The sequence below is a fragment of the Psychrobacillus faecigallinarum genome (assembly GCF_014836595.1).
In the GTDB taxonomy this organism is placed as follows: Bacteria; Bacillota; Bacilli; order Bacillales_A; family Planococcaceae; genus Psychrobacillus; species Psychrobacillus faecigallinarum.
The window spans coordinates 134,920-158,518 of record NZ_JACSQO010000003.1 but is presented as its reverse complement, the minus strand read 5'-3'; the positions used below and the strand labels follow the sequence as shown (position 1 = coordinate 158,518).

Below are 23,599 nucleotides of genomic sequence, written 5' to 3'. Positions count from 1 at the left end.
ATGCTCAGATTTGTTTGGCTGAAGGACGTGGACCGGGATTTAGAGGAAGATTTGTAGGGGGATTACATGTCTCTGGACTAGAAATCGTGCACGATGGAAAACATATTAAAACTATCTATTTAAATGAGATTCCACTTGAAGATGAAAAATGGTATTTAGTCGCAAGCTCGGATTATTTACAAAGAGGCTCTGGTTACCCTAGTCTTGCCAATAATCGGAACGAACAATATTGGGCAGAAGAAATTAAGGATATTATTGAAATATATGGAGAGAAATCTGATTTTGTTGATTCTGCACATCAAAATAGATGGAAGGAACTAGCTAATATAAGGGGATAGATGGTATGAAGCCGATGAAAATACGACAACGTGGTGTCACAATAGGAAATCTTCCTGTGGGGCAGAAGAATTGCATTACAGATGTGGCTGGAGTCAAAGTGGGCCATACAACGCTCGAGCACGAATTTGGAGAGGAAAAGTATGCATGTACCGGTGTTACAGCTATACTGCCTCATGACGATAATTTGTTTCATCATAAGGTAGTCGCTGCTAGCTACATATTAAATGGATTTGGCAAAACAACCGGCTTGGTACAAGTAGATGAGTTAGGTGTAATCGAAGCACCTATTATGCTAACTAATACTTTTGGTGTACCAGCCGTTACTCAAGGTGCATTAATGTATATGTTAAAAGCAAATCCTGATATTGGAGTATCTACCGGAACTATTAATATTGTCGTTGGAGAATGTAACGACGGAAGATTAAACTCTATTCGTGAGCTTCCAGTGGAACCAAAGCATGCAGTAGAGGCAATCCAAAATGCTAAGATGGAAGCTGCTGAAGAAGGCGCTGTCGGGGCTGGTAAGGGAATGATTTGTTTTGGATATAAGGGCGGAATAGGATCATCATCTAGGGTAGTTTATGATACATCCAGTGATACTGCCTATACGATTGGATGCATGGTCTTAAGTAATTTCGGTCAGAAAGAAGAATTTCAAGCGGAGCGTTACAAGGCAACAGAAGAGAATTCTGTACCAGCCTATCCAACGCCTGCAGATGGTTCAATAATAATCGTGTTAGCAACTGATGCACCGCTTGGCAGCAATCAGCTTAAGCGAGTTGCAAAGCGTTGTGGTATTGGTTTAGGAAGAACAGGCAGTCATTTTAGCAACGGAAGTGGTGACATTGTCATTGCTTTTTCTACCGCTCATAAAATTCCTCATGTCTCTGAAATCAGTGTTGAAACAAGGTATATGCTGAGAGATGACCATGCTGTTATGAATGACCTCTTTCAAGCAGCATCAGAAGCGACGGAGGAAGCCATTATAAACTCTTTATCTCAGGCTGTTACAACTAAAGGCCGTCAGGGTGAAACAGTCTATGCATATCCTTTCGATTAGAAGATTATTAAATTAAAAGGCTGCCAATTCAATTACAAATTGGCAACCTCTGTTTTTTTACACGAGAAAGTATTAGCAATAAATGCTAGATTTAGGAATTACTGATGGTAGTGTTTTTGGGATTTTTAAGTATATCCTACCATTCCACTTTAAAAGAAAATCACTTAAATTCTAACTTTACTTTGCCTTCTTCTAGAGCAAGCTTTGCATCAAATTTTTGCCCATTTTCTGCTTCAAAACCTTTAATAATATTTGTCATACCCTTTGTGCAAAGAAGCTTTATCTGACTTGGGGTTATCTTTTTCTTTAAGAAGAAGCCATTGAATGTCTGTGTGCATCCATTTTTATAATTAGTACACCCATAAAAATTCTTACGGGCTACAATAGAACCTTGTCCACATCTAGGACATGGAGCGATAGGTTCCAGTTTAAACCTCGCATACTTTGAGCTTGGCTCCCTAGGAGGAAGCTTTATAGTAATATTTTTATTTTTTAACTGACTTGGTGTTTCATTAATTAGGCTATAAATAAACTTTGCAATGCTTCCAAGAAAACGGTCCTGAGAGCCTTCTCCATTCCCTATTTTACGAAGATAGTTTTCCCATTTTGCAGTCATAGAAGGACTAGAGAGTAGATTGCCTTCGATCGCTTGACATAGGACGCGACCTTTATCTGTTATTGAAACAATATTTTTAGTTACCTGTATATAGCTATGTTTTTTTAGGGTCTCTATAATTCCGCTACGAGTAGCCTCGGTACCTAATCCTTCTACTTCCTTTAGAATTTCGATTTCACCCTTGTCCTCTATAAGTTTACCACAGGTTTTCATCATCGCTATTAACTGACCTTCCGTGTATGGTTTGGGAGGCGTGGTCTTTCCTTCTTTAATTTCAATTTTGCTTGAAACCTGCTCGTTCTCAGTTAAAGGAGGGAGAGTGGGTTCTTCTTTTTCTTTTTCATTAGAAGAACGAACAAAAAGAGCTTTCCAGCCTTTGTCGACCTCAGTTTTTCCAGTTGTAAAGAAAAGCAGTCCATTTACATCGGTTGTTACCTTAGTTTCCGTATAAAGATAGTCAGTATGAAACATACCTAGAGTTGTTCGAACAATCTCTTCATAAAGATTTCGCTCCATCGGTGAAAGCTTGGCAAGAACCGATGGAGAAGGAATCTTTTTGGTTGGAATAATCGCATAATGCTCCTGTACCTTAGAGCTATCTACATAGCGTTTTTTCGGAGAACGGGAGGCTATAGGAAACGGTTGATTGATGAGTCTTTGATAATCTTCTACTTGCCCAACTATATAAGCAAACTCATTGGGCGTGATATGGCGAGAATCAGTTCTAGGATACGTTACTAGTTTTTTTTCATAGAGTCCTTGCATTGTTTTTAATACATTAGCAGGGCTAATTTTCCATAATCTATTAGCTGTAGCCTGCAAAGTCGATAACGAATGAAGCTGTGGAGGCGGAATTCGCTTATCTTGCGTCACTACAGAAGTAACTATGCCTGGCGAATTAGGTTGAATGCCGTGCTTTGCTAAAAGAGCTTGAATAATTTCTCTTTTTGGCTCCTTTGCTTTTGTCTTTCCCTTATAGCTTCCATGCTCAGCTGTAAAAACGGCTTCTATCTCATAAAACGGCTCTGATACAAAGTTTTCAATTTCCATATGACGCTGATAGATTAAATATAGTGTAGGCGATTGAACTCGGCCGATTGGAAATACATCTTGAATCCCTTGTTCTTTCAATAAGAGAGAATATAGGCGAGATGCATTCATACCGACAAGCCAATCACTGATTTGTCGAGCTCTTGCCTCCTCATACATTAGTAAATCCTTTTGGTTGTTCTGTAGATTGGCGAATCCTTTTCGCACTTCATCTATTTCTAAAGAGTTAATCCATAAACGTTTAATATTTTTTCCTCTTGCACCTGTTTGGTTATAAATACTATAGAAGATATTAGATCCTTCGCGATCAACGTCACAGGCGTTAATAACCGTGTCGGTAGATTTAATCAATTTTTTAACGATTGTAAATTGCTTGGATTTTCCTTTAGCCACTTGAAATTCATAGCGCTCAGGCAATATGGGCAGGCTTGCAAGTGACCATCTATTCCATTTGGGATCGTATGCCTTAGGTTCCTTCAATTCTACTAAATGTCCGATTCCCCAAGTGATAAAAGCTCCTTCAGGAAAGATAGGTGAGGGTAAGATTTCAATATAGCCTTCATGACGCTTAACTGAAAAAGCATCTGCATAGGCTTTAGCTTGACTTGGTTTTTCAGCAAGTATTACTGGTTTCATGATTTCACCTCTTCAAGATTCATATGTTTATTGTGCAACAAACGGACTTAAAACACAAAGGACTCAAGGGAAAATATATAAGTTACCGTACTAAACTCGTTATTTAAACTACTAGAGCTATTTCTAAAAACCCAATACTTTCCCTATTTTATTTACCAAAACTTATATTCTTTAGGATAAATCTTATGAGTTTTGCTATAATTATGACAATTAAATACGGAGCTAGGTATGATCACACCACCTATAGGAGTAAATCTCTTGTAGTGAGTGGCATGTGGCTTCCTGAAAGAATGGGATAATATTGAGTGACTCAAGAAATTTTAAAGGATATTCTATTAGAGATTTTCAATTTTGGAGAATAGTAATGAGCCTGGGGTTTGCATCCATGTTTATCTTTGGTGCTATGTATTCGGTACAGCCAATACTTCCAATGTTTACGGAGGAGTTTAATGTTAAGGTCTCATACTCAAGTATGGCGATGTCTTTAACTACATGTGGTCTAATTATAGGGTTAGTTGTTTTAGGTTTTTTCTCAGATCGAATAGGAAGAACTATCTTTGTGAAAATATCCCTTGTTGGATCACTCCTACCTTTTATTCTCATGCCTCTAACAGAGAGCTTTGGTTGGATTATCTTTTTACGATTTGTTCAAGGTTTTTTATTGGCAGGTGTACCTTCTACGGCTCTTGCCTATATAAGTGAGGAAATAAATAAGAAATTTATAAGCGTAGCCACTGCCTTATATATTTCCTGCAATGCTTTAGGAGGAATGATAGGTAGAGTAGTTACAGGCTATGCAACTGAGCATTTCTCTTGGGAAATAGCTTTCTATATTTTAGCGGCCAGTGGTGTGTTTGTGTTTATTTTAGTCTTGTTTGCTTTACCTAAATCTAGGAACTTTCAGCCTCAAGAAGCTAGCTTTAGGGAAGACTTTGAAGGTTTTACTTATCATTTAAAAAATCCATCCTTACTTTTGATGTTCGGCTTAGGAATTGTACTTCAATTATCTTTTACTGGGATTTGGACATATATCCCATTCCATCTTACTGAAGAACCTTTTTTACTTTCCATTGATGCTGTTTCTAATTTGTTCTTCGCTTATGGCCTTGGAGTAATTGGTTCTCCCCTCGCAAGCTGGCTTGCGAGCAAAATTGGTCAAAGAAAGGTACTAATAACAGGAGTTTTTGTATTAAGTGTAGGTGTACTATTTACAATGAGTAGCTCCGTTTGGATAATTGTGGTTGGTTTATGTGTGGCGTGTTTAGGCTTTTTTACAGCCCATTCTTTAGCGGCCTCTTCAGTTAGCAGGGAGGCAAATCATCATAAAGGAAGTGCCTCTAGTCTATACCTCGTGTCCTACTATATAGGAGTAGGAGCCGGGAGTACTTTACTTGGACCGATATGGGAACAATTAGGATGGAGAGGACTTGTAATACTAACTACTTTAGCCCCCACACTGTACATATTACTTGTAACCTTGGTGCGGCTTCGTAAGACAAAAAAACAGCCCATTGTTTAACAATGGGCTGTTTTTGTTTATTCTTATTTAGGGTCGTGAGCGACAATAACTAGCTTACCTTCATCTAGTTCTCTCTCAGCAGCCTCTGCCTCTTGAGTAGTTAAGCCTGCTCCGCTCATTTTTGCTCTTAATTCATCTCCACGTGAAGTGAACATATTTTTCATGGATTGTAGGAATCCCATTTCCTTCATACCAACATCAGATGTATCTAATGCATCATTTACATCATCTGCACGTTCTTTTGAATGAGCGAAAATGTGGATATGGTCTTTATGGTATCCTTGAGTTTCTAATCGCTCGATTTCTTGCTTAGCCTGTACGGCATTTTCTACGGTTAATTTGACTGTCATATAAAATCCCTCCAGTTGTTTGTTCTACATAGATACTTTACCCGTAAGAACAAAATTTAAACAAAAGATAAAACTTATTATGTGAAAGAATATAGGTCATTTGATATGATGAAAGAAAAAAGAATGGAAGTTGCCAGATGGAAAATGAATCTAAACAAATAGAAAATTTCAAAGCAGCTATGGGGAACTATCCAACAGGAGTCACGGTGGTCACTGCTTTAAATCAGCAAGGCAAGCCAATGGGGATGACGGTTAACTCATTTGCATCTGTTTCTCTGGATCCATTACTTATATTATGGTCCATTGATAAAAGAGTTTTTTCATATGAAGAATTTTTAAAGGTAGATAAATTTGCAGTAAATATATTAGCTGATGATCAAAGTGAATTATGTAATTTATTCGCTAGTCGAATAGAGGACCGTTTCTCAGGATGTGATTGGAGTGAATCTGAGTTAAATCTGCCCATTTTAACAAATAGTCAATCTGTTTTACAATGTACCTTATTTAAGCAGGTGGATGCAGGAGATCACACTATATTAATAGGTAAAGTTGTGGATATAAAAAATGAGGAAAAGAATCCATTACTTTATCATCGTCGTACAATAGGAGCAATACCTAAAGATTTTTATCAATAAGTTATAAATAGATAAAGCAGTCAGCAGACTATTCTTCAAAAAGTAAAATACCCGGAGAGTTTCGCCTCTCTGGGTATTTTTTGTTTTTAAATTTTTTTTATGAATCGTCCCTACGAGCACGTTTCGAATTGCTTGCATGAACAAGTTTAATTCCTCGTAGGGTTGTTCAATATTAGTCGATTGGATTGAAGGCTGAGGCCATGGTGCTCGCGAAAACGTAGTACTTGAAACGGAAATCGACGATTTTTTACTACGTGTAGGAACTATGTAAGGGATACATATAAAAGAAAATTTAAAATTGTCTATTCTTCAATAAAATGGGTATATAAATGGTAAAATTATATTATTTGTAAATAAAAATTAATTAATGGATAATATTTCTAAAAGAGGTGAAGGAATGAGCTTAACTAAAAATAGGAGTGAAGCTGGGTCTCAACAAAATTTTACTCAAATTAAAGAATTCTTTAATGTATTAAAAGCTAATGTCGTCCGCTCTCGCACAACTATTACTGCAGTTTTTTTATCGGCTGCTTTTAAGGAAGAAATATTTCAGCAAGATGATTTAACTTCATATTTAGGCAGCAAGATTAGACAAACGGATTTTCTTTTTGAGTTAATAGAGCCAAACAACTGGTGTATTATACTATCTCAAAGTGGTGAAGAAGAAGCGCAAGCATTTCTTAACAGATTATTTAAAGATTCAAAAATAGTGTCAACCTCAACTCTCTATGCAAGTGTTGTAGAGATAGGAAACAATCGTGCAGATTTTGAAAAACTGTTAGAGGTTGGAGTAGGGGCTCTAAAGGAAGTAATTAATCGCGGTGGCTCCTTTGAAGTTAATTACATACAGGATTTTAAAGAAAAAGATATGGAAAAAATTAAGATAAGTATATTAGAGGAAAATGAGATATTCCGTAGAGTACTTAGCTCATCGTTGGAAAAGATGAATGTGGACTATTTCGAATTAGAGATTAAAGCATTTTCCGATGGCTATGAGTTTTTAAAATCTGATTGGTATTTTACTAGTCATACGCACATTATTATTATGAATGATATTTTACCGAGAAAAAATGGCTTGGAAGTTTTACATACGGTTAAACAGCTCCCTAATAGTCAGCGTTTTATAACCTTCATGATGACTAAGAAAAAAACCGAGGAGGACATGCTCTATGCCTATGAAATAGGGGTAGATGAGTATTTAATAAAACCTTTTAATCTTAGGTTATTTGAAGCACAAATTAAAAGAACCTTTGAAAGGCTATGGCTATGATTCAGATATCGATTAAGTTTGTCCTTCTGCTTATCTTTCTATTAACCCTGATATTAATATCAATTGGATTATATTTAATTTTTAAGAGAATAAGAGAAGTAAAAGTTAATGGGAAAATTGAGTCTTATGTTCACGACTATGAAGGGGATTGGCATCGCTTTTTAATAGACGGGATACCTTTTAACAAGTATCTCATTCCTCGCAGTAGAGAAGAGATAATGGGCATAGAAGAAATTTTTGCTACATATTTAAAAAATCTCTCTAACGAATCTATACAAGATAAAATCAGTGAATTTTCCAATAGATACCTAAAGGATTACTATAGCGTTCTTTTGCATAGTAAGAGTTGGAGCAAGCGAATGAACGCTATGTTTCGTATAGAGGATTTTAGGATTAGTTCTCTTCAAAAGGATTGTGAAAAGCTAGGTAGAAAAAGAATTTCAAGAGAAGAATACTTTCAGCTTTTAAAGATATATTCGCTTTTTAATAAGAAATTATTTTTACAACATATGTTAGTCAGTACTGTTCCTCTATCAGAATATGAGTATAAAAAGCTTCTTTTAAATCTCACACCAGAGCTAATAGACAACTTAACGGATAAAATAGGTGATTTACCTAAGACTTGTCGCTACTCCTTAATTGAAACGATGGGACTTAAAAGAGATATTGAGTATTTACCTCATTTAGAAGTGCAATTGAAGCAAGAGGATGTAGAAATTCGTATAAGGTCCCTAAGGGCAATTTATGAAATTGGAGTTATTATAAATCCGGAAACTTATTTGCCGTTTGTGAAATCTCCTATTTGGGAGGAGAGATTAATGATTGCTAAGCTTTTTCAGCTATTACCACTATCCTACACGTTACCCCATTTACAAATATTGTTAGAGGACGAGTCCTGGTGGGTTCGATCACAGGCTGCCAGAACTATGATGAATGATAAAAATGGGAGAGAGAGTTTGGAGGAGTATATAGAAAATTCTAGTGATCGATACGCAATTGATATGGCCTATGAGGCACTAGGGAAAGGACAAAAACCATAATGGGCTTAGCTAATATTCTTGAATATATTCTATTATTTTTTGCGGGAATAATATTATTTTATATGCTTATCGTTATTTTAACTTACAGTATTATGCTATTAATGGCCTTCCACCAGCTAAGAAAGCAATCTAAGCTGGACAAGGATGAACTAGACGATGATTATATTGATGTCATCTATTCAAAGCCTGTGTCTATTATTGTGCCCGCATACAATGAAGAAGCGGGTGTAATTGATAGTATACATTCTCTCTTGAGCCTACGTTATCCACAAACAGAGCTAATAGTAGTCAATGATGGCTCTACAGACACTACACAACAGAAAGTAATCGAACAATTTAAAATGAAAAAGATAAAAAAAATTATAAGAGATCAGCTTACTACGGAACCTATACTAGATATTTACCAATCCGATATTCACCCTAATTTACTGTTAGTAAACAAGAAGAATGGGGGAAAGGCAGATGCGTTAAATGCTGGCATCAATGTAGCGAGGTATCCTTATTTTTGCTCCATAGATGGTGATTCTATACTAGAAGAAACCTCTCTGTTGAGGGTGATGAAGCCAATTATTTTGTCTAACGGCGAAGTAATAGCGACTGGAGGGAATATCCGTATAGCTAATGGGTCAGATATTCAACTAGGATCTATTTTTAAAACCGGCCTATCCGATAATTTCTTGGTTGTCATGCAAGTAGTTGAATATTTGAGAGCTTTTCTTATGGGAAGAATTGCTCTTAGTAAATTTAATTTGGTACTAATTATATCCGGAGCCTTCAGTGTTTTCTCCAAGCAATGGGTCATAGAGGCTGGAGGATATTCCAAGCATAACATTGGAGAAGATATGGAATTGGTTGTTAAGCTACATCGCCTATTAAAGGAAAGAAATTCTAAGAAACGTATAGAATTTGTTCCAGATCCGGTTTGTTGGACAGAGGCTCCACAAGATTTAGCTACTTTAAGAAAGCAAAGAAGAAGATGGCATCAAGGTTTAATCACAAGCCTATGGAAGCATAGAAAGATGACCTTCAATCCAAAGTACGGTGGGATTGGTATGATTTCTTTTCCTTATTTCTGGATTGTTGAATGCTTGGGGCCAATTATTGAGCTAGGTGGATATGTATATATTATCTTTGCCTTCTTTTTAGGAGACATTTATTATGAAATTGCTATTTTACTCTCCCTATTATTTGTGGTTTATGGGGCAATTTTTTCAGCATTATCGATATTATTGGAGGCATGGAGCACAAATACATTCCCAAAAGTGAGAGATGTCTTTCGGTTAATTGTTATCTCCCTCACAGAAATTTTTTGGTACAAGCCACTAACTCTATTTTGGAGATGTGAAGGAATTGTCCATTTCATGCTAGGGAAAAAGGTGTGGGGAACTATGCAGCGTAAAGGTCTTTCTCAGAAAGGATAGTGGAGATGAAACGATTTTATTTAGTTTGTGTTATTATTCTCTTCATCTTACTTCTACCAATTATTCTTTGGTTTATAGAGCCAGCTAATAAGATGAGTATAGCTATCATAGATAAAACGGTACCAGATGAGTCTTATCGAGAGCATTTAGGGCTTACTTGGCTATTGAATCATTTGAAATATTCAAATGGCAACGATGAATATGATGCTACATCAGACTACTATGGGTATATACCGAACAAAAAAGAGGGGAAAACACGACAATTACCCAAAGATTACTCAAATTATGACGTGATTTATTTGGCAGATACTTACGGTGTCTATGAGGGTAGCAATAAGGTGTATGGAGGACTTGAGCAAGAGGAATGGAATCATATTCTTGAAAGACTAAATGATCAAGAAAAAAGCTTGTTAATTGCCGAGTTCAATACTTTTGCATATCCTACCGAGCCTAAAGTTAGAGAGAGTATAGAAAATTATCTAGGACTCAATTGGACTGGGTGGACAGGGCGATACTTCGCAGATTTGGACCCAAAAAGCAATGAAGAGATTCCTAAGTGGATGATTGACGCCGTAGAAAGTTGGAACTATAAAGGCGGAGGTTTTGTTTTAGTAAATGACAAAAATGAAGTTTTAGTTTTAGAAAGTGATAAACATTTTGGGGAGAAAGGAATTCAAGTAGCCTTTACGGAGACTGGGGAATCAAAGTTTGACCTAGAGCAAAGTACAGATTACCAATATTGGTTTGACATTGTCCTTCCCAAAGAGGGTGCAAAGGTTTTAGCTAACTATCAATGGGATCTAACAGAGGCTGGTAAGAGTTTACTAGAGGAGTACTCTATACCTACAGAGTTTGCAGCAGTTTTGGAGAAAACACATTCGAATTCTTCCAGTTATTATTTTGCAGGAGATTTTAATGATGTTGCAAAGGTACCGTCTTTTTATCAGCTGAAGGGTCTTTCTCATATCTATAACTTAGCAGAGAGATTTGCGGAAAATGCTTTTTATTGGTCCACATATTGTCCTATGATGAAGGTTATATTAGAAGACTTCGATACAAGTGAGGAAACCGTAATGGAAACTGACTTACGCTATAACGCAAGAATTCAAGGTGAGGCATTTGAAGTGCTTGAGAATAACAAGTGGACTCCTTTAACAGTCAAGGGAGTAAACATTGGTATGGGAAAACCAGGCTACTTTCCAGGTGAAGCTGCTATCACTGAAGAAGAATACTATCGCTGGTTTGAACAAATAGGTGAAATGAACGCAAACATGGTGCGTGTTTATACACTGCATCCACCAGGCTTTTACAATGCCCTAAAAAGCTATAATGAAGAACATGAAAATAAAATCTATGTGCTACATGGGGTCTGGATTAATGAGGAAAAGCTCGAGGAATCATTAGATGCCTTCGATGAAGAAAATTTAAAAGATTTTCAAACAGAGATGAAGACGATTGTGGATGTTATTCATGGAAACAAAACAGTGAAGGAAAGGGCAGGTCATGCTTCAGGTGTATATAATGCAGACGTTTCTGAGTATATCGCCGGATGGGTGCTTGGAATTGAGTGGTATCCCTATATGGTGTTAAATACGAACGAGAAGTATAGCTCCTTAGGAGAATATAACGGTACATATTTTGAAACACAGGGAGCAAAGCCATTTGAATATTGGCTAGCGGAGCAAATGGATACTATCGTTAAGTACGAAAAGGAACGATATAACTGGGTTAGACCTATGAGCTTTACCAATTGGGTGACAACAGATATTTTAGATCATCCTGCAGAACCTGCTGAGCAGGAAGACTTAGTAGGGGTGGACCCAAACGTAATTTATACTAAAAATGAAATGAAGCTAACTAACCAATTTGCTTCATATCACGTATATCCTTATTATCCGGACTTCTTTAATTATGAAGAATCTTATCAAACTTTTGTTGACCATCGTGGAGAATTTAATAGCTATGCTGCATATTTAAAAGAATTGCACGAGGCACATCGTCTCCCCGTTTTAATCGCTGAATTTGGGGTGCCCGGTTCGAGGGGGCTAACACATAAAAACCCCTTTGGGTGGAATCAAGGATTCCTTTCTGAAGACGAGCAGGGAAAAATAATTAGCCGCTTATTTGAAGATATCATGGCAGAGAATCTACTAGGTGGTTTAGTTTTTACCTGGCAGGATGAATGGTTTAAGCGAACTTGGAATACAGTTGACTATGATAATCCAGATAGACGCCCTTATTGGTCTAATGCTCAAACAAATGAGCAACAATTTGGTTTGTTAAGTTTTGACCGACATAAGGTAAAAGTGGATGGAGAAACGGAAGAGTGGGAAGTAGAGCCTCTATATAAAAAAGAAGATGGAAGCATCAACTCTTTATATGTGGACCATGACGAAAGGTACCTTTATCTAAGGCTTGACTATGAGACTAAAAATGATGGATATCCTATCTTCCTTTTGGATATCGTTCCTGATCAAGGGAACACCAAGATTAACGGTATAGCCGATCTTTCTTTTAATAACGGTATAGATTTCATACTAAATCTTAAGGAAAGTGAATCTAGACTGATGGTCGATAAATATTATGATTTTTTCTCGTATCAATATGGTCATGTTTTAAATTTACTTAAGCCAAAGCCAAGTACCGCTTCACTAGATAGCGGTGAATTTGTAGTAGAGCAGTATGCCTTGAACAAGGAATTATACTTGCCTCAACAAAATACTACACTTCCCTTTGAAGCCTATGAAGCTGGTAAGCTGAAAAAAGGTAATGGAGACCCAGAAGCAGACGATTATGATTCTTTGGCCGACTATTATATAGCAGACGGTAAGATTGAGCTTAGAATCCCCTGGCTATTAATACGTGCAAAGGATCCAAGTCAAAAAGAGTTTACTGGTGATTTATATAAGGACGGAATAGAGGCAAGCAAGTTTGTGGATGAAATATATATAGGAGCCTTATTCATGGACAAGCAGGACAGTATTCAAGATACGTTGCCATCCATTGAAGCTGGCAAGTTGCAGAATTTGAAAAGCTATAAATGGGATAACTGGGATTTACCTGAATACGAGGAACGTTTAAAAAAATCCTATTATATAGTCCAAGACTTGTTTGATAGTTATAAATAAATAAAGGGAGATAGCATAATGGCTATCTCTCTTTTTATTTTTTTAGTCATAAACGTTTGTAGATGTCTGGTTCAAATAGGAATAGCTCTTTATGATTGAAAAATAGTATGATGCTGATACGAGTTTAATTTTAACTAAGACACACAAAAAATCCTCGTATGTACACTTATTCAAAATCTAGCTTGTAATCCTGTGCTTTAATCATTTTCAGCTTACGAGAAAACAAATATATCAACCCAATATTTAATGCAATAGGAAGAATCAGAAAAGTACTCAGCATAATTGCAGTATTCTCTAGGTTCCATCCACCCTCAGCTAGATTTATGTAATTTAAAGGACCAATAAGACCAGATAATCCAAAGCCGGCACTCATCGGCGTACCTTGTATATTTAAAGCCCCTGCTAATCCACCAAGGATGGCAGCTGTTATAATCATTGGAAAAACAATTTTAGGCTTCATAAAAAAGTTGCGCATTTGTATTTTAGGAGAACCAAGCACGTGTGCAAGTGCAGTACCTAGGTTATTTGCTTTGTAGCTAGCAATTGCTAGGCCGACACCTGTGGCTACAATCCCTAAATTAGCTGCCCCAGAGCCAATTCCAGATAGCATAATGACAGTTGCAACACCAACAGTTGATATAGGAGATAAAATGATAAGACAAAATGCAACTGCAATTACTGCTCCCATAACAACTGGTTGTAAGGTTGTAAGATAAGCGATGCCATCACCTAATAAGCCTGTTGATTTTTTCATGAACGGCAATAGATTGTAACCAATCAAACCTGGAAACAAAATAGTTAAGGTAGGGATTAAAAGAATCGCATAAGCTTTCAGCTTATCTCCGATAAATTTCACAAATAATACCGCTAATGCAGCTGTTATACCTGTGTTCAATACCACTCCTATACCACTTAAGGCAAACAAACCATCTGCTGTTTTTGTAATGGCCCCGCTTCCAACCATAGCAGCTAAGCCGACGCTAGCTGTTTGAATAGGAGTCAGCTTAAAGGTCATTCCAACCATCACCCCAATTAAAATAGAAAGCATGCTCATTAGATAAACAGTTATATCGAATATTGGCTGTAAAATAGGAAAGTGTGGAATTAACAATTTTAGCATTTCGCCAAGCAATGCATTTGGTATTAGGGCCACCACAATTCCAATACTCATACCAGTAAGTAATTTACTTATAAAATCTTTCATTATCGCTGTCTCCCATCCTTACAGATTGTTGTTAATTATAAGAACTATTCAGAATAGGGTCAATACACTTTACTGATTTAAAGTGAAAAAGCATTAATGAGTATCATTAAAATACTATTAATTAACATTTAATTGATATAATCAAAGATGAATTAAAATAAAATGAGGCTCGGACAAAATCCACCTTAGAAATTCAAGAGTCCCGGAAAATTTACTATAAGTAAATTTCCGGGACTCTTTTCTACTACTAAGTCGTTGTTATCCGCTACAGCGGACGCTTTCCTGGGGGTACGAGTCGAGCCTGTAGTCTCTCCCACGCGCGTGTCCCCTAAGAGTCGCCGCCTTTGCTCCGAACAACTAAAATTCTTTGATATCAAGTGAAAACTGTATATAATCTCAGATATAAAAGAGAACATCTTTAGTTAAATTAATATTTACCAAAACGGAATTCATTCAGAACAAGGTATCCTTATAGTTATGGATTATTACAAGAATTAACTCACTGCCTCTTTACTGCTTCAAGGGATTAGTGTTTAATATATAATTTGTAACATGAGCGCTTATTCTCCTACATAAAATAATTTAAAAAGTATTTCTCTTTGGGGAACATCTAGCAACTTAAATTTTTCCAGAAATTCTCTTTTATCATAATTTACATGGTGAATAGTAACAGTTGTTTTGCCAGTTGAAACGTCAATAATTGCATAAGGAGCAGTGCTTCCTTTTGATACTCCGAGAGCTCCTGGATTTAAATAGATCTGCTTGTCATTTGAGAAAAAATGTTCAGGATGATGATGTCCAAAACAGATTATGTCTGCTGGATATGATTTAAACATTTTCTCCATGTTTTCTAATGTGGCATCTAAAATGGTGTAAAAGGGCTCATCCTTTATATTGGCGATTCTCTTTTTTTCTTCTATATGATAATGAATGCCGAGAATATGCACTCCATTTATATTTTTTTCAAGAATACGTGGAAGATTCTTAAGTCTGTCTGCATTTCTATCGCTCAATTGGTCAGCTATCCAATGATGATGTTCGCGAGTATGCTTATAGCTATCGGGATGACCTTCTCCCATTTTGAGAGATAGTACAGCCTCATCATGATTACCTGTAATCATTCGGATATCTGGTCGAGAAAATAAAAGATCTAGCACTTCGTTTGTATCTGGTCCCATTGCAATCATATCGCCCAAGCACCAGATTTCTTCTATATCTGATCTTGCATCAATATCCTTTAAGGCGGCTTTCAGTGCAAGTCCATTTCCATGGATATCTGTGAATATGGCAATTTTCATAGCTACTATCTCCTATATTTACATAAATTTTTCCTTCTTTTTTATTATATCAAATAGAGATTAGGGGGCATTTAGCATTCATAAAAGAATTAAATAAATTGACCGAAAGGGATATAGAAAATATGTTAAAATAAGTATAAACGAATTTACAGAATTTTTAAATATAGAGCGCTGATTAGCAACTAAGGTGGGGGGATAAAGTGATATGAAATCTAAATTGATAATTTTAGGAGTAAGCCATGCATATCAGCTAGTTTCAAGAGAATGTCAACCTGCCGTTTATCGTGCATTCTTTGATCGAGTAAAGCCAGATTTAATAGGAATAGAAAGAAGTCCTGAAAAATTTGCCCGACTAGACTTTCAGGATTTTACTTATGAGCAGCAGGAAATTATTTTACCGTATTCGCGACAAAGGGGAATACCTGTTTTTCCCTTTGATTGGAATGCCTCCCCAAATGATCAACAACTAGCACTCGGTATAAATGATATTGATCAACCAGCATTTGTCAGAGGAGAAAACTCTTTTAAGAAATTTGTATCTTTTCCTAACTTAAAAGAAGACTTCTTTTATTCCGAAAGAAAAGAAGTCATTAAACAGATGAATGAATGGATTCAAACGAAATCATCAGGGGAAAAGGATTTTTCAAGAAGACTATTTCAGTATAGAACTTATATGCAGGCAATGAGTATTAAAGCCGTAGCCAAAGAAAATGCAGGTAAAACATTATTAATCATTGTTAACCACCTACACAAGAACGATATAGAAAATATATTATTTAACAATCCATCCGTTGAAATTATCCAACCTTCCAAAATTGGCTACCCATCAGTAGAGGAAATCAAAGAGCATATAGAGGTAAAGGATGCGTTTGCTATTTGTTCCTTTAATATTTTAGGCTTGCAGTCAGACTATGGAGTAGATGTAAAGTGGGTTGAAGAAAACTTAAACATATTAAGAGAACATGATTATACAAGTGAAGTAAAGCTAATAGAGACTAAATTAGAGCTATTAAAGGAAACAATTACGGAATCCGAGGCGATAAAAAGATACATTGAGCTTGAGAAGGAGTTAAACTACTACCAACGCTTTACCTACACAGGGGTGAAGGATAAATCGAGAATAGATTCTTATTTCGATCCCTTTGGTAATTTATCTGTAAAGAATCGATTAAGAGTAGAACTTGGTAAAAACTTTTATAATATAAAGCAAAAAGATAAAGTTCAGGTTTTAAAAGAAGAAATATTAAATATGAGTAGCTTAACCATTTTTCAAGAAAGACAGCTAGAGGCGTATTGGAGTATGTATATTTCAACCATCTAAAAAGATAACCCTTTCGTTTATATAACGAAATGATGATAGGATGTTATTACTTTGAATAATATAATGTTTAATTCCTTTCAACAAAAAGAAGACATTGAAAGGAACTTGAAGCAAATCAATTTAGAGTATGAAAAAATTAAAGACTATGTAGACTTTGAGGTATTCTTTTTTGAACAATTAGGCAAGTATCAAGTGGGCTATAGTTTCGATTTAGATGGAAATTCTCTTATAACCGGTGAAGAGGGTTCCTGGGATGATAACTGGATTGTTATTGCTTATGAATCGCTGTGTGGTGATCCAATTATTATAGATTTAAATGAAGAAGGTTACCCAGTGTCATTATTGTTGCACGGATTAGGGAGTTGGGGAACTAATAGTTTCCTTGCGAATTCAATGGATTCATTCATAAATATTCTAAAAGAAATAAAATGTTTTCTTGAAGAAAAAGAATTATTATTAGGAAAGCAATCAATAAAGGTAAATGATGTAAAATCACTATTAGCAAAAATAATAGCAAAAAATAATTTCTCTGATTATGAGATATGGGAGTCATTATTAAACCCATTGTTCATTATTGCCGAAGAACATGAAGAAGCAATGGTGTACAAGGTGAGAGAAATGAAAACAGCTGGAAAGAAAATCACTGAAATCTCTTCTTTACTTAATATCCCGCCTAAAAATGTATATGAGTACATGAAGAAAAATTAAACACTACATTCAAATAGTCAAAAAGGGACTGCAACAAAACTTAATTGATTAGTTAAGGATAGATAAAACCAATAAATTAAAAAGGCTATATTAAAGTTAGATTTAAAAATGTGCATAAAAAATGAGCTGGGATATGTATCTCCAAGCTCATTTTATTTTACTAAGGCAACCGTTAGTATAAGTGCGTTCTTTCACAATCCATTTTAACTATATGGAAATTTAGCTATGAATAGTATTAAGACTATAATTCTTCATCATAAATCAACTTTTCACCATTCCATTTTAATAAATCCACTAAAAATTCCAACAATATCCAGTTCGCCGTTTCCCATAAGAAATTATTCTTTAATGATATTTTCAATTGTAAAGGTTAACCAACCTTCTCTATAATTAGCATCAATTGTTCCACCATGAAGCTCTATAATCCTTTTAGATATGGCAAGTCCAATACCAGACCCTCCATCTTCCTTCCTTGCCATATCTCCTCGATAAAAGCGTTCAAATAATTTATTAACGTCTTGTACTGGTAAGTTCTCTACTTGATTGGATATAGTAAAAATAGCTTTTATGCCAACTATATGAAGATCTACTTTTAATATAGAGGGTTTCTTGCTGTATTTTATAACATTCATTAGAAGATTATCATAGACACGCACTATTTTTTCAATATCCATCGATACGTGTATATCTTCTTCAGTTATCGATTTTTGAATGTCCAGACCTTCCTTTTCTAAAATTGGCATGTATTCTCCTAATATTTGTTCTAATAATCCGCCTAACTCAACTTCAGTAAAGTTTAATTTTAGATCAGGACTTGTAAGTTTGGTGTATTCAAATAGTTCATTAATAAGTTTGCTGAAATTTTGTGATTTAGAATAAATGGTTTCCAAATAATCATATAATTGTTCGTCATCTCTATATTCTTTTTTTCTCAACAAATCTACATATCCAATGATAGAAGTTAAAGGTGTACGCAAATCGTGAGAAATATTTGTAATCAGTTCATTTTTTGCACTCACTATTTGCCTCTCATGTTCGAACTTACTTTTCAACTCTTTTGACATATAGTTGATATTTTTAGCAAGTTGACTTAACTCATCATTTCCCTTAATTTCAATAGTAGTACCCAGTTTTCCATTTGCAATGGTTTGAACACTATCTGTAATATGTTGAAGGTATTTTATTTTTCTACGAATCATTACTAAAAGACTTATAATAAAAGTTAAGATAACAGTAGTTATCCAAATAAAATAATATATAGTTATACCAATAAAATTAGGTTTTTTGAAAAAAATATCCATGACATATAGTAAAATATTACTAACAATTGGGACTGAGATAAAAAAGCTTATTGCTATTGCTGTAAGGAGTTGAACGCTTAGCTTTTTACTCCTCATATTTTATACCCCACTCCCCAAATGGTTTTGATGTAAATAGGATTTTTCGGATCATCTTCAATTTTGAATCTGATTTTTGTAATATGAACCATTACAGTGTTATCAGATTTAAAGTAATTCTCTTTCCAAACAGCTTCATATATTTTCGCGACGCTTAGGACAATGCCCTTATTACGTGCGAGAAGTTCAAGGATATCAAATTCTTTTGGTGTAAGCCTTACTTCGCTACTCTTAATCCACACTTGGCGAGTATCTGTATTTATCGTTAAATCAACAATTTTAATAACACTCTTATTACTTTCTGTTTCAATATTATATTTTTTATACCTTCTGAGTTGAGATTTGACCCTGGCTATTAATTCTAATGGGTTAAACGGTTTGCTTAGATAATCATCTGCACCAGAAACCAGCCCTTTAATTTTATCGATATCCTCGGATTTAGCTGATAGCATGATGATAGGCATATTACGTGCTTCCCTAATTTTCAAACATGCCTCGATTCCATCCATTTTAGGCATCATAATATCCAAAATAATCAAATCATAATTATGGGCTTCCAATAATTCCAATGCTTCTAGGGCGTCGCTCGCCTTGGTTATTTCTAGCCCTTCATTTTCTAAATAGATGGAAATTAGATTTCTAATTTCTAGATCATCATCAACAATTAAGACCTTTCCATTCAAATCAATTCACACCTTCTATAAGATTCTCCATATATTAATTACTACAACCGAATACATATGCTGGGGGAATATTTCTATACTCACGTGTTATATTAATATGCTTAAAATAGTGACCAATAAGTCCTTTCTTAAATAATGTATATTGGAAAGTAATAAAAATCCCATTTTTCCTTAACAGATTTTTCGTATTAATTAATATATCTCTTGAGACACTTTTTGGCAAACTTGCAAAAGGAAGACCAGAAACTACATAATCTAGATATGGGATATTAAAGTCCTTTGTATACTTGTTGATATCCTCAGCAGAACCATGAATAATAATCAGATTCCTTTCGTACTTATACCTTTCTTCTAATAACATACAAAACTCTTTATTGCTCTCAATCAACATAACAACCGTATGTTCAATTCTGCTTTTAATAATCTTATTTGTAAAAACTCCTGTACCCGGACCCAATTCTACGATGTATTTTGCATTATGAAAATCAATACTATCTACCATTTTTTCCGCAAGATAATTTGAACTTGGCAAGACTGCACCAATCTCCCTAGGGTTTAATAAATATTGAAAAATAAAACTGAAAGCTCTCATGTACACTATCACTCCATAGGTTTGAATTTTCTACGGCTTTAGAATACATTTCAAACCTAAAGAAACAGTAGGAAAAATACTTAAGAATCCTTAAGATTTTTAAAGTACATAGTGATTAGTTTTATTAGATGTAGAGAATTTGTCATATTACCATTTTACGAAAAACAACTTCTACCTTTACCTTTAGCAGAGCCATTAAAAAAAGAGGGTGGCCGGAATATTAGTCACAGCCATCCTCTTTTTAAGTTTTTTGAAGATGTGTAATAAGGAGACCCAATGTTGCAAGAGAAATTGCGCTTTTCTTATGCGCGTATGATTACTCACTATTTTCAGACTCAGCAAGTGGCTTTCGTTTATGCTTTATGTGCTTAAATACGTAATATACAGCAATAGATACAAATATAATGCCTAAAATCAAATATTCATCTAGATCTGCAGACAAAATCCCAGCGGGGATTAGAGCAAGCACAAAGAAGTATATGAAATTACCAATTGTTGTTGCGATGGTAAAAGGAAGAATTCGTAAAGTGCTTAACCCACCTAATATATTCACAAGGCTTGTTGGAACGAAAGGGAACAGTCTAGCTTGGAAAACGTAAGCAAATCCATTTACGTCTACTTTTTCAATTACTTTTGTATTAAACTTATGAATAATCATACTTTGGAAAATGTATCGAACTCCATAAAAAACAATGATGGAAGCAATAACACTAGTAAACCAGCTCCATAAAAATCCGTTTATAAAACCAAATAAAGTAATATTAATCGTTATAACTAAGATTAGAGGAAATACAGTAAATGAATTTTGAATAAGCATGACCAGTCCCATGAAAAATAAGGCATAGCCAATGTTTTTGTCTAAAAATTCTTTTGCTTTATCTACATCTCCTTTTAAGAGAATATTGATCAGGTCTTGGTTAAATAGGAAAAAGAATAACAGGAATAGAAATCCGCCTACTAGTATCCATTGTTTTTGTGAGAGATTTACTTTTTTCTTTTTCATAACTCACCTGTTCTTTCTAAATTGAAATAAACCTTATTTTATTCCCTCATCGTACCATTTTCTGCTCGTTATCTAAACTTTGATGTACCGCTATTTTACTAAAATTATTGGGAGGTTATTGTATTGTCACATAAAGGGTCCGATGTTTATAATCAGGCAGATTTTTTTACAAATTATTTAAATAGAAGAGGTCGACCGGATAGTCCAAATAATGCAATTGAAGGACCAGTTATGTTTGAGCTAGTAGGTAATCTTAAGAATAAGTCCATATTAGATTTAGGCTGTGGTGATGGTTTATTTGGTAAGGAATTATTACGAGATGGGGCAGCTAAGTATACAGGTGTTGAGGGATCCAGAAAAATGGCAGATGTTGCGACAACAAATTTAAAAGACACAAACGGAGAAGTGATTTTGAATACAATGGAATCCTATTCTTACCCGGAGAACTCGTTTGACTTAGTTACTTCGAGATTTGCTATACATTATGTGTCTAATATAAATGAGTTATTCCGCTCTATACATAAGAGTCTAAAGAATGATGGAAAATTAGTGTTTAGTGTCCAACATCCTCTCACGACCTCTTCCTTTTTAAGCAAGCAAACAGGAGAGAGACGTGAGAATTGGATTGTGGACAATTATTTTATAGATGGTGAAAGAGAAGAACCTTGGATTGATCATGTTGTGGTGAAATTTCACCGCACAATTGAACAATACTTTACAGCGTTACGTGAAGAAGGCTTTACTATCCTGGAATTACGCGAAGGTACACCTAAGCGTGAGCACTTCACGAGTGAGGAAGAATTTAAGAGAAGGCAAAGGATACCTGTTGTATTAGCCTTTTCCTGCGTAAAAAATGGTTAAATATTATCTATTATCTTTTGGTTAGAGAACTTCCATACAACAGTTAATAGATAGCATGAAACGATGAGCATGAGCAAGGAGCCGCCAATAACAACAGCTTTGACAGATATCCAGCCTGCGAATATACCAAAAAGCAATACTGCAATCATTTGAACGAAGCTGGAAGCCATTTCATATAAGCTTGAGATTCTTCCCATCATATTAGAGTCGATATGAGATTGTATAAACGTCATATAACCGGTATTGGCTATTGAAAGAAAAAATGACAAGATAAGAAATCCGAGACTTGCAACAAAATAGGTAGTAGAAATACTATAAATAAAATATCCAGATGCTACTAAAAGTGTCCCAACGCTCATCAAAGCTTTAGGTGAAAGAAATCTTACTAATAGATTCGTACATATGGCGCCTAATAGAAAGCCTACTCCTCCTATACTTACAAGTGAGCCATAAGCAGCGTCCGTGAGGGAGAGAACCTCTTTAGCAAATGCAACTTCAGTAGAGTCTAATGCAGCAGTCAACAGCATTGTTCCTTGGAAAGTCATATAAATTAAGAAAAAGGGTAAAGATTTTTTACTGAACTTCCAAACTAATAACCAATCTTCTCGCACCTCTTTTAAATCGAGGTGTTTTTTTGCTTCTATTGTAGCATTGAGTCTATTGGGCAAGAACGAAGTCCATATGCCGCAGCAAATAAAAATAATAATATTTACTAATAGAGAAAACTCAAGTGGGGCAAGCATAAATAGAATCCCAGCTAGGAAGGGACCTGTCACAAAGGCACCTGAATGAACAAAGCTTAGCAGGGCATTAAATTTGTTTCGCTCTTCTTCTGGTAGCAATAAAGTCATATAAGTAAATGAGCTTGTTTCAAACATAGCACCAGCCATTTGAATAAATAAAACCGCCACATAGATTGCCCATAGCGAATCGACAAAGAGCAATGACCCTACAAGAAGGGCTCGTAGTAAATCTAAAAATATCATTAAATGCTTTGTAGATACTCGGTCGATTACACTTCCAGCCCAAGGCCCTATTAACATACTAGCAAATGGTTTAATTATATATAATCCAGTAACGGCTAATACAGACCCGGTTTTCTCCAAAATAATTAAATTGAGGGCAAGTAAATAAATCCAGCCTCCAATGTTTGCAAGCCCCACTACACCTAAATAGAGTGTTCTTGTTTTTCGATTACTCATTTATATTCCTCCCGACATGATAATTATTTACAAATAAAAAAATCCCACCCCCAAGACGTTTGTCTTGGGGACGAGATTATCATGTCGTGGTGCCACCCCAGTTTGTTCCATTGTCACCAATGGAACCTTTTCAAGTACGGCATAGAATATGCTTATACTTTAGCTCTATAACAGGAGCACCCGTCACATCATACCCCGTATAGAACAGGTCCTATGTGATGCTCAGAGGCTTGTTTCAGTAATTTCTTCTTCATCCCTTTTCAGCT

At 35.3% G+C, this 23,599-nt stretch carries 20 protein-coding genes and 1 other annotated feature (1 of these 21 cut by a window edge); of the genes, 11 read left to right on the top strand and 9 right to left on the bottom strand.

The features are described from left to right. Positions 1–14 precede the first annotated feature (14 nt). Positions 15–338 (top strand): 5'-nucleotidase C-terminal domain-containing protein, encoded by a 324-nt coding sequence (locus tag H9650_RS20430; RefSeq protein WP_225215981.1) that lies wholly within the window; start codon positions 15–17, stop codon positions 336–338. A gap of 14 nt (positions 339–352) precedes the next feature. Next, positions 353–1,399: a DmpA family aminopeptidase gene (locus H9650_RS08375; protein ID WP_154312357.1), complete on the top strand. Its 1,047-nt coding sequence runs from the start codon at positions 353–355 to the stop codon at positions 1,397–1,399. A gap of 160 nt (positions 1,400–1,559) precedes the next feature. Here the strand turns inward: H9650_RS08375 and H9650_RS08370 are convergent, their stop codons facing one another. Continuing rightward, positions 1,560–3,701 (bottom strand): type IA DNA topoisomerase, encoded by a 2,142-nt coding sequence (locus tag H9650_RS08370; protein ID WP_191696990.1) that lies wholly within the window; start codon positions 3,699–3,701, stop codon positions 1,560–1,562. A gap of 364 nt (positions 3,702–4,065) precedes the next feature. On the opposite strand from H9650_RS08370, the gene H9650_RS08365 reads away from it, so the two are divergent. Next, on the top strand, positions 4,066–5,220 hold the full coding sequence (locus tag H9650_RS08365) for an MFS transporter (protein ID WP_154311662.1): 1,155 nt from the start codon (positions 4,066–4,068) through the stop codon (positions 5,218–5,220). Positions 5,221–5,243: 23 nt separating this feature from the next. Here the strand turns inward: H9650_RS08365 and H9650_RS08360 are convergent, their stop codons facing one another. Beyond that, positions 5,244–5,570 (bottom strand): general stress protein, encoded by a 327-nt coding sequence (locus tag H9650_RS08360; RefSeq protein ID WP_144538564.1) that lies wholly within the window; start codon positions 5,568–5,570, stop codon positions 5,244–5,246. Positions 5,571–5,707: 137 nt separating this feature from the next. On the opposite strand from H9650_RS08360, the gene H9650_RS08355 reads away from it, so the two are divergent. The 5 genes from H9650_RS08355 to H9650_RS08335 all read left to right on the top strand — a co-directional run bounded on the left by H9650_RS08355 (position 5,708) and on the right by H9650_RS08335 (position 13,064). Continuing rightward, a complete protein-coding gene (locus H9650_RS08355; RefSeq protein WP_154311660.1) occupies positions 5,708–6,205 on the top strand; it encodes a flavin reductase family protein in 498 nt (165 codons plus the stop codon). Between the two features lie 397 nt (positions 6,206–6,602). After that, the gene (locus H9650_RS08350; RefSeq protein ID WP_191696989.1) at positions 6,603–7,475 is read left to right on the top strand and encodes a response regulator transcription factor; all 873 of its coding nucleotides are present in this window, start codon (positions 6,603–6,605) and stop codon (positions 7,473–7,475) included. Continuing rightward, positions 7,472–8,515, top strand: coding sequence for a HEAT repeat domain-containing protein (locus tag H9650_RS08345; RefSeq protein WP_154311657.1), 1,044 nt, complete (start codon positions 7,472–7,474; stop codon positions 8,513–8,515). The genes H9650_RS08350 and H9650_RS08345 overlap by 4 nt, the downstream gene beginning before the upstream one ends. Beyond that, on the top strand, positions 8,515–9,936 hold the full coding sequence (locus H9650_RS08340) for a glycosyltransferase family 2 protein (protein ID WP_191696988.1): 1,422 nt from the start codon (positions 8,515–8,517) through the stop codon (positions 9,934–9,936). Before H9650_RS08345 ends, H9650_RS08340 begins: the two co-directional genes overlap by 1 nt. A 5-nt stretch (positions 9,937–9,941) precedes the next feature. Then, complete coding sequence (locus tag H9650_RS08335) at positions 9,942–13,064, top strand: hypothetical protein (protein ID WP_191696987.1); 3,123 nt, start codon at positions 9,942–9,944, stop codon at positions 13,062–13,064. Between the two features lie 166 nt (positions 13,065–13,230). Here the strand turns inward: H9650_RS08335 and H9650_RS08330 are convergent, their stop codons facing one another. Together H9650_RS08330 and H9650_RS08325 are read right to left on the bottom strand one after the other, a co-directional pair. Next, positions 13,231–14,268: a PTS transporter subunit IIC gene (locus tag H9650_RS08330; RefSeq protein WP_191696986.1), complete on the bottom strand. Its 1,038-nt coding sequence runs from the start codon at positions 14,266–14,268 to the stop codon at positions 13,231–13,233. A gap of 560 nt (positions 14,269–14,828) precedes the next feature. Then, entirely contained in the window at positions 14,829–15,566 is a 738-nt protein-coding gene (locus tag H9650_RS08325; RefSeq protein WP_191696985.1) for a metallophosphoesterase family protein, read from the bottom strand. Positions 15,567–15,771: 205 nt separating this feature from the next. Between H9650_RS08325 and H9650_RS08320 the strand changes: the two genes are divergently transcribed. Then, complete coding sequence (locus tag H9650_RS08320) at positions 15,772–16,887, top strand: hypothetical protein (protein ID WP_154311650.1); 1,116 nt, start codon at positions 15,772–15,774, stop codon at positions 16,885–16,887. Between the two features lie 63 nt (positions 16,888–16,950). Continuing rightward, the gene (locus tag H9650_RS08315) at positions 16,951–17,595 is read left to right on the top strand and encodes an SMI1/KNR4 family protein (RefSeq protein ID WP_404814876.1); all 645 of its coding nucleotides are present in this window, start codon (positions 16,951–16,953) and stop codon (positions 17,593–17,595) included. 338 nt (positions 17,596–17,933) lie between these two features. Here the strand turns inward: H9650_RS08315 and H9650_RS08310 are convergent, their stop codons facing one another. The 4 genes from H9650_RS08310 to H9650_RS08295 form a co-directional block, all read right to left on the bottom strand. Next, positions 17,934–18,992, bottom strand: a complete 1,059-nt coding sequence (locus H9650_RS08310; RefSeq protein WP_144540028.1) for a HAMP domain-containing sensor histidine kinase — start codon at positions 18,990–18,992, stop codon at positions 17,934–17,936. After that, positions 18,989–19,675 (bottom strand): response regulator transcription factor, encoded by a 687-nt coding sequence (locus H9650_RS08305; RefSeq protein ID WP_151111467.1) that lies wholly within the window; start codon positions 19,673–19,675, stop codon positions 18,989–18,991. The genes H9650_RS08310 and H9650_RS08305 overlap by 4 nt, the downstream gene beginning before the upstream one ends. Positions 19,676–19,709: 34 nt before the next feature. Beyond that, entirely contained in the window at positions 19,710–20,267 is a 558-nt protein-coding gene (locus H9650_RS08300; RefSeq protein WP_144540023.1) for a class I SAM-dependent methyltransferase, read from the bottom strand. Between the two features lie 316 nt (positions 20,268–20,583). Further along, entirely contained in the window at positions 20,584–21,270 is a 687-nt protein-coding gene (locus tag H9650_RS08295; protein WP_144540021.1) for a TVP38/TMEM64 family protein, read from the bottom strand. A 123-nt stretch (positions 21,271–21,393) separates the two neighbouring features. Here H9650_RS08295 and H9650_RS08290 point away from each other — a divergent pair, with 123 nt between their 5' ends. After that, positions 21,394–22,131: a class I SAM-dependent methyltransferase gene (locus tag H9650_RS08290; RefSeq protein ID WP_191696983.1), complete on the top strand. Its 738-nt coding sequence runs from the start codon at positions 21,394–21,396 to the stop codon at positions 22,129–22,131. On the opposite strand, the gene H9650_RS08285 is transcribed toward H9650_RS08290, so the two are convergent. Further along, positions 22,128–23,333: an MFS transporter gene (locus H9650_RS08285; protein ID WP_191696982.1), complete on the bottom strand. Its 1,206-nt coding sequence runs from the start codon at positions 23,331–23,333 to the stop codon at positions 22,128–22,130. The genes H9650_RS08290 and H9650_RS08285 overlap by 4 nt on opposite strands. 63 nt (positions 23,334–23,396) lie before the next feature. After that, positions 23,397–23,599 (bottom strand) — a binding site (T-box leader); it runs 57 nt beyond the window's last position.

Coding starts and splice junctions, on each gene's coding strand:
- H9650_RS08375 (WP_154312357.1), top strand. CDS start 353: ATGAAAATACGACAACGTGGTGTCACAATAGGAAATCTTCCTGTGGGG.
- H9650_RS08370 (WP_191696990.1), bottom strand. CDS start 3,701: ATGAAACCAGTAATACTTGCTGAAAAACCAAGTCAAGCTAAAGCCTAT.
- H9650_RS08365 (WP_154311662.1), top strand. CDS start 4,066: ATGAGCCTGGGGTTTGCATCCATGTTTATCTTTGGTGCTATGTATTCG.
- H9650_RS08360 (WP_144538564.1), bottom strand. CDS start 5,570: ATGACAGTCAAATTAACCGTAGAAAATGCCGTACAGGCTAAGCAAGAA.
- H9650_RS08355 (WP_154311660.1), top strand. CDS start 5,708: ATGGAAAATGAATCTAAACAAATAGAAAATTTCAAAGCAGCTATGGGG.
- H9650_RS08350 (WP_191696989.1), top strand. CDS start 6,603: ATGAGCTTAACTAAAAATAGGAGTGAAGCTGGGTCTCAACAAAATTTT.
- H9650_RS08345 (WP_154311657.1), top strand. CDS start 7,472: ATGATTCAGATATCGATTAAGTTTGTCCTTCTGCTTATCTTTCTATTA.
- H9650_RS08340 (WP_191696988.1), top strand. CDS start 8,515: ATGGGCTTAGCTAATATTCTTGAATATATTCTATTATTTTTTGCGGGA.
- H9650_RS08335 (WP_191696987.1), top strand. CDS start 9,942: ATGAAACGATTTTATTTAGTTTGTGTTATTATTCTCTTCATCTTACTT.
- H9650_RS08330 (WP_191696986.1), bottom strand. CDS start 14,268: ATGAAAGATTTTATAAGTAAATTACTTACTGGTATGAGTATTGGAATT.
- H9650_RS08325 (WP_191696985.1), bottom strand. CDS start 15,566: ATGAAAATTGCCATATTCACAGATATCCATGGAAATGGACTTGCACTG.
- H9650_RS08320 (WP_154311650.1), top strand. CDS start 15,772: ATGAAATCTAAATTGATAATTTTAGGAGTAAGCCATGCATATCAGCTA.
- H9650_RS08315 (WP_404814876.1), top strand. CDS start 16,951: ATGTTTAATTCCTTTCAACAAAAAGAAGACATTGAAAGGAACTTGAAG.
- H9650_RS08310 (WP_144540028.1), bottom strand. CDS start 18,992: ATGAGGAGTAAAAAGCTAAGCGTTCAACTCCTTACAGCAATAGCAATA.
- H9650_RS08300 (WP_144540023.1), bottom strand. CDS start 20,267: ATGAGAGCTTTCAGTTTTATTTTTCAATATTTATTAAACCCTAGGGAG.
- H9650_RS08295 (WP_144540021.1), bottom strand. CDS start 21,270: ATGAAAAAGAAAAAAGTAAATCTCTCACAAAAACAATGGATACTAGTA.
- H9650_RS08285 (WP_191696982.1), bottom strand. CDS start 23,333: ATGAGTAATCGAAAAACAAGAACACTCTATTTAGGTGTAGTGGGGCTT.